The organism is uncultured Nisaea sp. (assembly GCF_963974195.1).
Taxonomy (GTDB): domain Bacteria; phylum Pseudomonadota; class Alphaproteobacteria; order Thalassobaculales; family Thalassobaculaceae; genus Nisaea.
The window spans coordinates 1-12,567 of the sequence record NZ_CAXBDC010000116.1; the positions used below are offsets into that span (position 1 = coordinate 1).

The window sequence follows — 12,567 nt, forward strand, 5'->3', positions numbered from 1 at the left end:
TCGGATCGGCGCCCATGCGGCAGGTGCTGGTCGGGTGGAAGATGGTGCCGCCTTTCTCGCGGGCATAGGCCAGAAGGCCTTCATCGTCCGCCCGGTCGAGGCCCGGTTCATACTCAGCTTTCAGGTGCTTGCTGAAGGCCGGGGACTGGGAGATTTTCCGGTTCAGTTTCATGCCGTCGATGATGGTGCGACGGTCGCCCTCGGTCGAAAGATAGTTCGGCTTGATGCTCGGGTAATCGCGCGGGTCGCCGGATTTCACCATGATGCTGCCACGGCTTTCCGGGCGCAGCTGGCAGATTGAGGAAGTCACACCGGGGAAGGGATGCAGGAGCTGGCCCGGTTTGTCCGCGCTGAACGGGATGAAATGGAATTGGATATCCGGCGTTTCCAGCTCTGCCCGCGTCTTGGTGAAGACATAGACCTGACCGGCGCTGATGGTCAGCGGGCCTTTCCGGGTAAGGGCATACTGCAGGCCCATGGCGATCCGTTTCAGCGGATTACCGACATCGGTGTTGAGGGATTCGAGGCCCTCCAGCTCATAGATCGCGCGGACCTGAAAATGGTCCTGCAAGTCGTCCCCGACACCGGGAAGATCATGCTGGACCGGGATGCCAACGCTGCGCAGATGCTCTGCCGGGCCGATGCCCGAAAGCTGGAGGAGTTGCGGGGAATTGATGGCCCCGCCGCAGAGCACGATCTCGCGTGATGCTTCCACTTTATATTCGATACCGTCGCGCAGATAGGTAATGCCGCTCGCGCGCCCGTCCGTCATTTCCAGATTCGAGGCGAGGGCACGGGTCTCGATATGCAGGTTCTTCCGGTTTTTGACCGGGTTCAGGTAAGCGACGGCAGCGCTGCACCGGCGGCCGTTCCGGCTGGTGGTCTGATAATAGCCCGCGCCGTCCTGCACCGCGCCGTTATAATCCTCGTTACGCGGTATGCCGACTTCCTCGCAGGCATCGAGGAAAGCCTCGCAAACCGGCCGTCTGTCAGCGATGTCGGAGACCGAGAGCGGACCGTCTCCGCCACGGAAATCATTCCCGCCGCGCTCATAGCTTTCGGATTTTTTGAAGAAGGGGAGCACGTCGTCCCAGCCCCAGCCTTCGTTGCCGAGCTGGCGCCAGTGGTCGTAATCCTGATGCTGACCACGCACATAGAGCAGGCCGTTGATCGAGCTGGAGCCGCCGAGAACCCGGCCGCGCGGCCAGACCATCACCCGGTCATTCACGCCGGCATCCGGTTCCGTCTCGTACCCCCATGAAATATCGGGATGATACATTGTCCGGTAATATCCGACGGGGACGTGAATCCAGGGATTGCGATCCTTGCCGCCGGCTTCCAGCAATAGCACCCGGTTCTTTGGGTCCGCCGACAGCCGGTTCGCAACCACGCAGCCTGCCGAGCCCGCGCCGACCACGATATAGTCGTAAACTTCGCTCACCCCGTTACTCCCTTGTTCTTTTAGTCACTTCTTTTGCGGGGAGAATATGCGTCCGGCGGGTGGCCGTCGATGGATTTACACCCGCCTGCATGGGAAACGATGTCATGACGGGTTGCCGCTTTATTCCGGCCACTGTTCGCGTAGGATGCGGGAAACATTCTGGGAGGAATGATTATGGATGCCATCCGGCTAGACCTTGAAGGGTTGGCTGCACGGCTGAGTGACGGCGCGAAAATCGCTTTGCCGCCGGATTACTCTTACTGCGCCATGGCGCTGGTGCGCGCGATCATCGCTCGCAATGTCCGAGATCTTCATCTGGTCGGTGTTCCCGCTCTCGGTTTCCAGGCGGATCAGCTGATCGGTGCCGGGTGCGTCAGCACCGTGGAGACGGCGGCAGTCACGCTTGGTGAGTTCGGCCTGGCGCCCCGCTTCAGCGCCTCGATCAAGGCTGCGGGCATACGCATGCTGGATGCGACCTGCCCCGCGATCCATGCCGGTCTGCAGGCATCAGAGAAGGGCGTGCCCTTCATGCCGCTGCGCGGTGTTATCGGCTCCGACGTCGAGAAGCGCCGGGATGACTGGGTGATCGGCCAGAACCCGTTCGCCGAGAACGACCCGATCCTGATGGTGAAGGCGATCCAGCCCGATTTCGCCGTGTTTCATGCCCCGCTGGCGGACCGGTTCGGCAATGTCTGGGTCGGTGTCCGGCGCGAGCTGATGCTGATGGCGCATGCCGCGAAATCCAGCCTGGTGACGGCGGAGAAGATCGTCGACGGGAACCTGCTGGATGATCCGGTGCGGGCTGCGGGGACGATCCCGGGGCTCTATATCGGTGCCATTGCGGAAGCGGAGCAGGGCGCCTGGCCGCTCGGCATTCCGGGCGGTTATGACGCGGATCAGGATGAGCTGGCGCGGTATGTCGATATGGCGCGCACCGAAGAAGGTTTTGCCGCCTATATGGCCGGCACCAAGGCCGTGGCGGCGGAGTGATACGGTGACAACATTGAATGATGGCGTGCGCGCCGAGGAAATCCTGATCGCCTCCATCGCCGATATGCTGGACGGGCTGAACCATATTGCGGTCGGCGCATCCTCCCCAGTGCCCGGAGCGGCAGCCATGCTGGCGCGGGCGCGGCATCCGGACAGGACCCGGGTTTCCGTGCTTGGCAGCGAGGATAACAACTTCTTCACGGACGGCGGCAAGGAGCTGTTCGATTGCGCCGGGCAAGGCCGCATTGATGCGTTCTTCCTGGGCGGCGCGCAGATCGACGGGCAGGCGAACATCAATCTTGTCTCGGTCGGCGATCCGGACAAGCCAAAGGTCCGGTTTCCGGGCTCCTTCGGCTCGTCCTACATGTATTTCACCGTGCCGCGCGTGATCCTCTTCCGTCTGGAGCACACGCCGCGGACCCTTGTGGAGAAAGTCGACTTCATCAGCGCGCCCGGAACATCCGAGCCGAATGTCTACCGGCCGGGCGGGCCTTATGCCCTGATCACCGACCGCTGCCTCTTCCATTTCGATCGTGAGAAGGGGCGTTTCAGTCTGGCGAGTGTCCATCCGGGGCATACGGTCGAGGAAATCAGGGAGCAGACCGGATTCGCGTATGACGAGCCGGCTGACGTTCCCGAGACACGGCTGCCGGATGCCAAAACCCTTGAGATTATCCGGGGGCCGGTCGCCGCGCAGATCGCTGAAATCTATCCGGGCTTCGCAGCCGAGGTTTTCGGGATAGAAAAGGCAGCCTGATAATTGACCCGGGAGCACCGGGTTTCCAGAATGACCGGATCGTTTTGACCGGTTCCAGCCTTGAGAATTGAGGAGTAACGGAATGAGTGGCACTGCGGCATCCGCCGGCGCCCTCCAGGGGATCAAGATTGTCGATTGCACGCGTGTGCTCGGCGGTCCGTACTGCACCCAGATGCTTGGGGATCACGGCGCGGAGATCATCAAGATCGAGCCGCCGCAGGGCGACGAGGTGCGGGACTGGGGCCCGCCATTCCATGAAGGCGATGCCTCCTATTTCATTGGCGTGAACCGGAACAAGAAATCCCTCGGCCTCGACCTTTCAAAGGAAGAGGGCAAGCAGGTGCTGTTGCGTCTGCTTGAAGATGCGGATGTTCTGGTCGAGAACTACAAGCCCGGCTCGATGGAGAAATGGGGCCTCGGCTATGAGGATGTGCTGAAGGAGAAATTCCCGAAGCTGGTGCATTGCCGGATTTCCGGCTTTGGCTCCGACGGGCCCTATGGTGGCTTTCCGGGCTATGACGGTATCATTCAGGCGATGACCGGCTGGTTCTCGGTCAACGGCTCCTCGCCGTCCGAGCAGACCCGTGTCGGCATTCCGATGGTGGATATGGGAACCGGGCTTTATGCCGCGAACGCGATCATGATGGCGCTGTTCGAACGGCACAGCTCCGGCCTCGGTCAGTATGTCGATATGACGCTGTATGATTGCGGCCTTTCGCTCATGCATCCGCACGTAGCGAATTTCGAGCTGTCGGGCAAGGTGCCGGGGATCACTGGCAACCAGCATCCGAATATCAGCCCCTATGACAAGTTCTCGACCCAGACCGGGGATATCTTTGTTGCCGGCGGCAATGATCGGGCCTGGCAGCGCATGACGGCGGAGCTCGGCAAGCCGGAGCTCGGCACCGATCCACGGTTCTCCAGCAATGCGGACCGGGTAACGAACCGTGACGCCCTCAGGGCGGAGCTTGAAGTCCTGTTGCAGGACAAGGACGGTAACGAGATCTGCGACCGCCTGCTGCGGGCCGGTGTGCCTGTCGGGCCGATCCGGAACACGGCGGACGTCATGGAGCATGAGCATACCAAGCACCGGGGCATGGCGGTCGAACTTGACTGGTACAAGTCCTGGGGCATCCCGGTGAAGCTTTCCCGCACACCGGGTTCTGTGAAGTCGGTGCCGCCGAAATTCGGCGAGCATGGCCGTGCCATTCTTGCGGAGCATGGCTTCAGCGAGGCGGAAATCCAGGCCCTTGCCGATCAGGAGGTGCTGGTCGAGACGCGCCGTAAAGGGAAGTAACGGATTGGGTGCGATTGCCTTGCCCGGCGAGGTGTCGCACCCAATCTCTGCATCGGAGCAATGACGGAGAGTCTGATGGACAAGATCAAGAAAACCGATGCCGAGTGGCGCGCGCAGCTCACCGACGAGCAGTTCCAGGTGACCCGCAAGCACGCGACGGAACGCCCTTTTACGGGCAAGTACGCCGAAACCACGGATCCGGGGACCTATACCTGTGTCTGCTGTGGCGAGCCGCTTTTTGAAAGCGAGACGAAGTTTGACGCCGGATGCGGCTGGCCGAGCTTCTATCAGCCGATCGAGGGGGCGAATATCGAGAGCACGACGGATCGCAGCCATTTCATGGTCCGGACCGAAGTGCATTGCGCGAAGTGCGAAGCCCATCTCGGACACGTGTTTCCGGACGGGCCGCAGCCGACGGGTTTGCGCTACTGCATCAATTCGGCGTCGCTCGATCTGAAGCAGAAAGACGAATAGACGTTCTGTGAAACGGGTTAAATATATCCGTGAAACACATTGTTAAAACAAAAAACTAAAGTGACAGGTGAGGAAATGCCGAAGATCGCGATTCTGGATGACTATGCGAATGTATCCCTGCGTATGGCCGATTGGGGATGCTTGCCGGAGGGGTATGAGCCAGTCGTCTTCACGGATAATCTGGTGGAGCATGACGCACTCGTCGACCGCTTGAAGGATTTCGAAATCGTCTGCGCCATGCGGGAGCGGACGCCGTTTCCGGCGGAGATCTTTCAGCGTCTGCCGAACCTGAAACTGTTTGTGACCAGCGGCATGCGGAACAACGCGGTCGATTTCCCGGCGGCACGTGCGTGCGGCATTCCGGTGTGTGGCACGGCGACCAGCGGGAACACGACGAAGGAACACACCTGGGCCATGCTGATGGCGCTGGCCCGGCAGGTCGCGCATGACGACCGGATGATGCGGGAAGGCAAGTGGCAGACCCGTATCGGCGTTGACCTGAAGGGCCGCACCCTGGGTGTCGTCGGGCTCGGCAAACTCGGCAGCCAGGTCTCAGAGATCGCCAAGCTCTTCGGTATGGACGTGGTTGCCTGGTCGCCGAACCTGACCGAAGAGCGCTGTGCCGAAATCGGCGTGCGCAAGGCCGCGAGCAAGGAAGCGCTTCTCCGCGAGGCGGATATCGTCACCCTGCATGTCGTGTTGAGCGACCGTTCCCGTGGCATGATCGATGCGGCCGCTCTGGCGGAAATGAAGCCGACGGCGCTGCTGGTGAATACCTCGCGCGGTCCGATCGTCGACGAGGACGCGCTGATTGACGCACTGAAGAACAACCGCATCGCCGGTGCTGCCGTGGACGTTTTCGAGCCGGAACCGCTTCCGGCGGATCATCCGATCCGCACGCTCGACAATATCCTGCTGACGCCGCATATGGGCTACGTGACCGAGGAAACCTACAAGCTGTTCTACGGCGAGATGGTCGAGGATATCAAAGCCTGGCACGCTGGAGAGCCGATCCGGGTCCTGAACTGAGTTTATGGGCGGCTTCACTCAAGCTCTGGAGATTTTTGAGGCGGGCCCGCAGCGAAAGACAATGGTGCCGGACACTTCCGGATCGGATCTGTTCAGTGTAACAGTCCGTGCCAGATTACCGATTGAGTGACGGCTCCATGATCCTTGGATCTTTCTTGCCGGGGCGTCGCGCTTAAGGTTATGCCCAATGTCCGTATCCAGGGAATGTGTCCGTGTCAGAGAGTTGTACCCCCGTTTCGATCTATGTCGGCGGCTCTACAGGTGTTGGTGTTGGCACTAATCCGTTTGGCAAGGATATCGCAAATGTTGGCCTGTTTCGGGCTATTGCGAAACATTCGGCGCATCCGGGAAAGCTCAATTTTTTCAATTTAGGAACACTCAATCCGGCTTCACTCGCAGCAGATATTTTTCCAGGGGAAGCGCCTTGCCGTGACTTGGGTATTGCTTCGATTTTTAGCCAGGATCTGATTGCGGAAGCCGGATGCCTTCTGCGTGGTAGCGCGGATATCACGGACCTGGCCTGGAAGCGCAGGGCGAGGGGGGATCGGAGCTACAGTATTGTGGGGCTGGTACACACCCTCGCACCTCCAGCCATCCGCCAATACATAGCCCATTGCCTGACATCTCCCGTGCAGCCTTGGGATGCGCTGATATGCACCTCTCCCTCGGTGAAGCAGGGATTGGAGCAGATGTTTGGCGAGCTGGGCCAGTTCATTGGCGACCGCGCCGGTGCGGCAACGCCGGTTTTGCCTATGCCGCATCTTCCGGTTATTCCGCTCGGGGTTGACGTGCCGGCCATCGAGAACCGAATTGACTCTGTAGGTGGCCGTGACGGCGCGCGGACGGCATTAGGGATTGCCGAAGATGAAATCCTGGTGCTCTGGCTCGGGCGTTTGTCTTTCTATGAGAAAGCCCGCCCAACGCCGATGTTTCAGGCTGTAGAATCTGCAGCCAGACAGTCGGGCAAGCGCATCCGCTTCGTTATGGCCGGCTGGTTCCCGAACGCCGATGCGGACCGCCCGCTCTACGAGGAAGCGGCAAGGGTCCATGCGCCGTCAGTACGTGTAGAGTTTGCGGACGGGAACAATAGCGATGTGGTGTCCCGCTATTGGGCCGGGTCGGATATCTTTCTGTCCTTGGTCGACAATATCCAGGAAACCTTCGGCATCACGCCGGTTGAGGCCATGGCGGCGGGAATTCCGGTCGTGCTGAGTGATTGGGACGGCTATCGTTCAACGGTCAGGGATGGTATCGATGGTATACATGTCCCGACGTTGCTGCCGCCTGCCGGCGACGGTCATCTGATTGTTGAACGTAACGTTCTGGGGCTGGATAATTATCTCCAGTATGTCTCGAATGTCGGCCAGCATACGGCAGTGAGTGTTGATGCGGCAGCGGCGGCCATTGCTGCTCTTGCCTCCGACCCAGAGCTCAGGTCCAGGATGGGTTGCGCGGGGCAAAAACGGGCGCGTGAGCGTTTTGACTGGCCAGCCATCGTCTCCGAATTGGATGCCTTGTGGGAGGATCTGGCTGAAAAGCGTAATTCTGCCGGAGCTTTTGGAGCTGGAACGGGCACGGAGACTCTCCGGGACCCAGTGAAGGGCGACCCGTTCCATGCCTTTAACCATTTTCCGACATGGTCTCTGAACGGCGATATTTTGCTCTCCGCCAGCTCTTCTTCAGAGACCAGGCTTGAGCAGGCCGAAAGCGTCGATCTCGACAGACGTTTGCCGCACTGGCGGGCTCCGGTCGCACATCAGGTGCTGTCATTCGTGCTGGACAATAAAACCGTACGATTTAGCGAAATAGAACAGCATTTTCAGGAGCATCGTGGGGTACGGCTAAATCTGTTGGTCACCTGGATGTGCAAGTACGGAATCCTGAATTTCTCGGATACCGCCCCCTAGAGAATCTTCAGCACATCCTCCGGCGGGCGCCCGATGGCGGCTTTGCCGTTGGCGATGACAATCGGACGCTCGATCAGAACCGGGTTGTCGTGCATCGCCTGAACGAGCGTTGCACTATCCTTTGAGTTGTCATCAAGGCCGAGTTCCTTGAAGGGCGCTTCCTTGCGCCGCATCAGACCGACCGGCTCCAGGCCGAGCAGGCCGAGGACTTCCTCGAGCTCGGCGATACTCGGCGGGGATTTCAGATATTCCCGGATCTCCGGCTCGACGCCCTTGCTGCGAAGCAGCTCCAGCGTCTGCCGTGATTTGGAGCAGCGCGGGTTGTGATAGATGACGGTGCTCATCAAGTTGCTCCGGTCTATTTGCCCTGGAAGTTCGGTGCACGCTTTTCGAGGAAGCTGGCGATGCCTTCCTGATAATCGTCCGTATAGCCGCACTGGCGCTGAAACTCGGCTTCAAGGTCGAGCTGTTCCGCCAGTCCGTTATCGAGCGAGGCGCGCATGATCTTCTTGATCCCGGCGAGTGCCAGTGGGGCTTTCGCGGCCAGGGTCTTTGCCAGCGCCTCGGCTTCATCGAGCAGTGTCTCGTCTTCGACCGATGACCAGATCAGGCCCCAGTCGGCGGCCTGTTTACCGGTTACCGGGGCGCCGATCAGCGTCATGCCGAGGGCACGGGCGAGGCCGACGCGGCGGGGCAGCACGTAGGTGCCCCCGGCATCCGGCACCAGACCGATATTGACGAAGGCCTGTACGAACTTGGTGTTGTGCCCGGCCAGTACGATATCAGCGGCGAGCGCCAGACTGGCACCGGCGCCGGCGGCGACGCCGTTCACGGCGGAGATGATCGGGATCGGCAGGGCGGCCATGCGTTTGATCAGCGGGTTGTAGTTCTGCTGGATCGACTGGCTGAGATCGCGCCGTTCGGCCGTGCTTGAGGCTTTGCGGTCGGCGAGATCCTGCCCCGAGCAGAAGCCGCGCCCGGCGCCCGTGATGATCACGCAGCGGGCGGAGCCGGGTTTTTCCAGCTGTGTGAAGACGTCGCGCAACTCTTCATGCATCACGGCCGTGACCGCGTTGATCCGCTCCGGCCGGTTCAGGGTGATGCGGGCGATATTGTCTTCGATTGAGAAGAGCAAGGTTTCGTATGTCATTGGGTTAACCTGATTTTGTCAGAATGAGGCGAGTGAAGGAAACGCGGTCGCGTTCCAGTTCATCCCGGTTTTCCTTGCGATAAAGAGGCGTAAGACCGCGCGCTTCAGCGAGAGCCAGGAAGGGCTCTGTGTCGGACTCATGCATCGGGCGGTCTGCGGGCGCCGGACCGTGCCGCAGCAGCACGGAGAAACGGCCGCCGGGGGCGAGAAGCGCGGAGAGGGATGTCATGCCCTGGTCCCGCAAGTCCGGCGGCAGGTGCATCCAGACCGAGTTCATCAGCATGAAGTCGAATTGCCGGCCGAGCGCATGCACTTTGGCAAGGTCCGGCAACCGGTCATCGAGCCAGGTGGCCTTGGAGCCGGGATAGAGCGTCCTGGCTTCCGCGCGCATGCCTGCGGCGGGTTCGACGGCGACCACAGTCAGTCCCCGTTCCTCAAGCCCGTTTACATGGGCCCCATACCCGGCACCGATATCCAGCGCATGTCCCCCATTCGTCGGAAGGTAGGGGGTATGGAAATCGATGAACTTGTCGCTATGGGTCGCGGAATCCGCGCCTGCGGACCATTCCGTCCGCAGGCGTCGCGCATCACGGTCATAAACCGCGATCAGGGCGTCATTGTCGGGAGCGGTTACGCTCACGCTTCGGCGTCCCGCTTCTTCTGCCATTCGACATAGCGCGCCTTGGTCGCCTCGTCCGGCGGATAGGTGCCACGCAGCGGTTTGCCGTTTTTCACTTCTTCCGCAATGAAGACTTCCATCTTCTCCTGCTCGAAGGATTGCTCGGCAATTTCCTCGGCGAGATGAGCCGGGAGCACGACAAGGCCTTCGGCATCGCCGACGAGCACATCGTCCGGATAAACCGCGACGCCACCGCAGGCGATGGGCGTGTTCAGTTCGGCCACTGCATGATGCTTGATCAGGCTGGTCGGGGCGGAGGGGCCGCCGACATAGCAGGGAATGTCATATTCAGCGATTTCGTAGGAATCGCGGATGCCGCCATCGGAGACGAACCCGCCAACGCCGCGCACTTGCAGGCGGGTCAGCAGGATGTTGCCGGCGGAGGCCGCACTTGCATCCTGGCGGCAGTCGATCACAAGAATCTTGCCTGCCGGTACGGTCTCGATCGCCTTGCGCTGGGGATGATCGTAATCGTCATAGGCGCTGATGCCGTCGATATCCTCACGCGCGGGAATATTCCGCAGGGTGAAGGCCTCGCCGACCATGTTGCGGTCATGGGTTGTCAGACGGCTGACGCCCTGGAGACATTGATTGCGCAACCCACGCTTCAGAAGCTGTGTGGTCAGGGTCGCGGTGCTGACATGCGCCAGCTTTTCCCGTGCGGTATCGCTCAGTCCGGTCATTGAAGGCCCTCCCGGTGCCGGTTTTTCATTGCAGAGCATCAGAGCACGGAGACTTCGCGATCCTCAAGTGCGGTCGTCGCCCATCCCGGCTATTCTGTCATTCCGGAACCGCGCCTGACGCAATCAGGGAGCGTAATCAAGGGGGAGGAAAGTCATGGAATACCGCAATCTCGGCCGCTCCGGCCTGAAGGTCTCGAAACTGTGTCTCGGTGCCATGATGTTCGGCGGGCCGACGAGCGAGGCCGATTCTCACGAAATTATCGCCGAGGCGCGGGATTTCGGGGTCAATTTCATCGACACCGCCGACGCCTATCACAACGGTAATTCGGAACGGGTGGTCGGCCGTGGCATTGCCGCCGAACGGGATTACTGGGTGTTGGCGACCAAGCTCGGCAACCCGATGGGCGAAGGCGATCCGAACGCGCGCGGTCTCTCCCGGAAATGGATTTTGCAGGCCTGCGAGGAATCGCTGGAGCGACTCGATACCGAGTATATCGATATTTACTACCTGCATAAGGAAGACCACACGACGCCGCTGGAAGAAACCGTGAACGCCATGGCGGATCTGGTCCATGCCGGCATGATCCGGTATTTCGGCGTCTCCAACCACCGTTCCTGGCGGGTGGCCGAGATCTGCCATCTCTGCGACGCGGCGGGTATCGACCGCCCGGTCGTCAGCCAACCCTATTATAACGCCATGAACCGGATGCCGGAGACCGAGCATCTGGCGGCCTGCGACTATTACGGCCTCGGCGTCGTGCCCTACAGCCCGCTCGCGCGCGGCGTTCTTTCCGGCAAGTACAAGCCGGGCGCAGAGCCCGCCGAAGGCAGCCGCGCCGCCCGCGCCGACACCCGCATGATGCAGACCGAATGGCGCGAGGAAAGCCTGGTGATTGCGGAGAAGATCAAGGCCCATGCCGAAGCCAAGGGCGCAAGCATCATCGACCTCGCCGTCGGCTGGGTGCTGAATAACGGCCTTATCACGGGCACCATCGCCGGGCCCCGTACGATGGAACAGTGGAAAGCCTACGCGAAAGCGCTGGAATACGAGTTCACGGAAGAGGACGAGGCGCTGATCAATGAGCTGGTGCCTGAGGGGCATCCGTCGACGCCGGGTTATAACGATCCGGCTTATCCGCTGGAAGGACGCGTCGCGCTGACGGGTTAGCGTTTCGCCCTTACTTCGCGACGCCTTGTTCGAAGAAATCGCCGAGGCTGTGGTTAGGTTCAAACGCTTCCTGAATCTGATCGCGGCTGGCGTTCTTGTAGTTCTTCATGATGAATTTGTAGGCCTGATCGAGTTTGTGGGCCTGATTGAGGATGATCATCTTCGGCAGTTTTCCGCATCGCGCGATATCGGCACGGATCCGGTCCGCGCGGACGCGGGCATAGGAGCCGCTGCTGAAGCCGATCAGGGTGCCGACATAGGGGCGTTTCAGGATTGCCGAGCTTTCGCCGAGGAGGGAGCCGCGCTTGAAGGTCGTGACCTTGCCGTCCAGCTCAATATACAGGCCCGGGCTGTGTTCCATCGCGATCTCGCCGCTGAGAACATACATGACGTAGTCCGATGGCTCGCCATGCTCGCAGATGATGTCGCCGGACTCGAATGTGATGCGGTCTGATTCGGGAACCATAGATGTATCTTTTTATGATCGGGAAATTAGTTAATGAGTATAAATTTGAATTAAATAGTTTTTAATAGCAACCTTCATGATGCGGGTTTTTGGCTACTTTCCTTAATCTCGTTTTCGTTTTTTCTTAGGTTGATATGCCTTGAGGGCCGCGTCTATGGCGGCGCGTGCCCATTCCAGAAACAACTCTGGGTCCTCCAGTATGTCCGCTGGCACCTCCCAGTAACTGCCGACAGTGACCTCGCCTTTCTTCGTGCTGTAGCTGAACGGCGCGCTGCCGCGTTCCTCGAAAGCCGGCCGATTCCGGTCGTCCACGCGCAAATAGGGCAGGTCGCCAAGCAGCAGGGCGAAATTCACCTCGCCGTATTTGATGCCATAGCCGCCGAACATGCGGTGCGCGCGTATGTCGCCCAGCGGCTCCAGCATGCCCGTGATGAAGTCCGCGAACTCTTTCGATGCGGCCATGTCTGCTTCCTGTTGTTTGTTCCCTTATTGTTCTTGTTTGCGGGGGCATTGGCAAGACCGGACG

General features: G+C 60.3%; 14 protein-coding genes. 7 read left to right on the top strand and 7 right to left on the bottom strand.

Going from position 1 to position 12,567, the window contains the following annotated elements:
- Positions 1-1,441, bottom strand: a 1,441-nt coding sequence (locus AAC126_RS19070) for a GMC family oxidoreductase N-terminal domain-containing protein (protein ID WP_339856331.1), incomplete at its 3' end; no start/stop codon positions are given.
- A 174-nt stretch (positions 1,442-1,615) separates the two neighbouring features.
- On the opposite strand from AAC126_RS19070, the gene AAC126_RS19075 reads away from it, so the two are divergent.
- The 6 genes from AAC126_RS19075 (at position 1,616) to AAC126_RS19100 (ending at position 7,895) form a co-directional block, all read left to right on the top strand.
- Entirely contained in the window at positions 1,616-2,431 is an 816-nt protein-coding gene (locus AAC126_RS19075; RefSeq protein ID WP_339856332.1) for a CoA transferase, read from the top strand.
- Positions 2,432-2,435: 4 nt separating this feature from the next.
- Positions 2,436-3,188 (top strand): CoA-transferase, encoded by a 753-nt coding sequence (locus AAC126_RS19080; protein WP_339856335.1) that lies wholly within the window; start codon positions 2,436-2,438, stop codon positions 3,186-3,188.
- A gap of 82 nt (positions 3,189-3,270) precedes the next feature.
- Positions 3,271-4,485, top strand: a complete 1,215-nt coding sequence (locus tag AAC126_RS19085) for a CoA transferase (protein ID WP_339856339.1) — start codon at positions 3,271-3,273, stop codon at positions 4,483-4,485.
- A 75-nt stretch (positions 4,486-4,560) separates the two neighbouring features.
- The gene (gene msrB, locus AAC126_RS19090) at positions 4,561-4,959 is read left to right on the top strand and encodes a peptide-methionine (R)-S-oxide reductase MsrB (RefSeq protein ID WP_339856341.1); all 399 of its coding nucleotides are present in this window, start codon (positions 4,561-4,563) and stop codon (positions 4,957-4,959) included.
- A 75-nt stretch (positions 4,960-5,034) separates the two neighbouring features.
- Complete coding sequence (locus AAC126_RS19095) at positions 5,035-5,988, top strand: D-2-hydroxyacid dehydrogenase family protein (protein ID WP_339856344.1); 954 nt, start codon at positions 5,035-5,037, stop codon at positions 5,986-5,988.
- A gap of 212 nt (positions 5,989-6,200) precedes the next feature.
- A complete protein-coding gene (locus AAC126_RS19100; RefSeq protein ID WP_339856346.1) occupies positions 6,201-7,895 on the top strand; it encodes a glycosyltransferase family 4 protein in 1,695 nt (564 codons plus the stop codon).
- On the opposite strand, the gene arsC is transcribed toward AAC126_RS19100, so the two are convergent.
- Genes arsC through AAC126_RS19120 form a run of 4 tightly spaced genes read right to left on the bottom strand, consistent with a single transcriptional unit; the run spans position 7,892 to position 10,407 of the window.
- Complete coding sequence (gene arsC, locus AAC126_RS19105; protein WP_339856349.1) at positions 7,892-8,239, bottom strand: arsenate reductase (glutaredoxin); 348 nt, start codon at positions 8,237-8,239, stop codon at positions 7,892-7,894. The two genes, AAC126_RS19100 and arsC, sit on opposite strands and share 4 nt — an antisense overlap.
- A 14-nt stretch (positions 8,240-8,253) precedes the next feature.
- Positions 8,254-9,045: an enoyl-CoA hydratase-related protein gene (locus tag AAC126_RS19110; protein WP_339856352.1), complete on the bottom strand. Its 792-nt coding sequence runs from the start codon at positions 9,043-9,045 to the stop codon at positions 8,254-8,256.
- Between the two features lie 4 nt (positions 9,046-9,049).
- The gene (locus tag AAC126_RS19115; RefSeq protein ID WP_339856354.1) at positions 9,050-9,685 is read right to left on the bottom strand and encodes a class I SAM-dependent methyltransferase; all 636 of its coding nucleotides are present in this window, start codon (positions 9,683-9,685) and stop codon (positions 9,050-9,052) included.
- Positions 9,682-10,407, bottom strand: coding sequence for a ribonuclease activity regulator RraA (locus tag AAC126_RS19120; protein ID WP_339856357.1), 726 nt, complete (start codon positions 10,405-10,407; stop codon positions 9,682-9,684). Before AAC126_RS19120 ends, AAC126_RS19115 begins: the two co-directional genes overlap by 4 nt.
- Before the next feature lie 154 nt (positions 10,408-10,561).
- Between AAC126_RS19120 and AAC126_RS19125 the strand changes: the two genes are divergently transcribed.
- A complete protein-coding gene (locus AAC126_RS19125) occupies positions 10,562-11,575 on the top strand; it encodes an aldo/keto reductase (RefSeq protein ID WP_339856359.1) in 1,014 nt (337 codons plus the stop codon).
- 10 nt (positions 11,576-11,585) lie between these two features.
- On the opposite strand, the gene AAC126_RS19130 is transcribed toward AAC126_RS19125, so the two are convergent.
- Positions 11,586-12,041, bottom strand: coding sequence for a cyclic nucleotide-binding domain-containing protein (locus AAC126_RS19130; protein ID WP_339856362.1), 456 nt, complete (start codon positions 12,039-12,041; stop codon positions 11,586-11,588).
- A gap of 102 nt (positions 12,042-12,143) precedes the next feature.
- A complete protein-coding gene (locus tag AAC126_RS19135; protein ID WP_339856365.1) occupies positions 12,144-12,503 on the bottom strand; it encodes a TfoX/Sxy family protein in 360 nt (119 codons plus the stop codon).
- Between the last annotated feature and the right edge of the window lie 64 nt (positions 12,504-12,567).

Bases quoted from the DNA above. Each gene is read 5' to 3' on its own strand.
- AAC126_RS19075 (WP_339856332.1), top strand. From the start codon at position 1,616: ATGGATGCCATCCGGCTAGACCTTGAAGGGTTGGCTGCACGGCTGAGT.
- AAC126_RS19085 (WP_339856339.1), top strand. From the start codon at position 3,271: ATGAGTGGCACTGCGGCATCCGCCGGCGCCCTCCAGGGGATCAAGATT.
- msrB (WP_339856341.1), top strand. From the start codon at position 4,561: ATGGACAAGATCAAGAAAACCGATGCCGAGTGGCGCGCGCAGCTCACC.
- AAC126_RS19095 (WP_339856344.1), top strand. From the start codon at position 5,035: ATGCCGAAGATCGCGATTCTGGATGACTATGCGAATGTATCCCTGCGT.
- arsC (WP_339856349.1), bottom strand. From the start codon at position 8,239: ATGAGCACCGTCATCTATCACAACCCGCGCTGCTCCAAATCACGGCAG.
- AAC126_RS19110 (WP_339856352.1), bottom strand. From the start codon at position 9,045: ATGACATACGAAACCTTGCTCTTCTCAATCGAAGACAATATCGCCCGC.
- AAC126_RS19120 (WP_339856357.1), bottom strand. From the start codon at position 10,407: ATGACCGGACTGAGCGATACCGCACGGGAAAAGCTGGCGCATGTCAGC.
- AAC126_RS19125 (WP_339856359.1), top strand. From the start codon at position 10,562: ATGGAATACCGCAATCTCGGCCGCTCCGGCCTGAAGGTCTCGAAACTG.
- AAC126_RS19130 (WP_339856362.1), bottom strand. From the start codon at position 12,041: ATGGTTCCCGAATCAGACCGCATCACATTCGAGTCCGGCGACATCATC.
- AAC126_RS19135 (WP_339856365.1), bottom strand. From the start codon at position 12,503: ATGGCCGCATCGAAAGAGTTCGCGGACTTCATCACGGGCATGCTGGAG.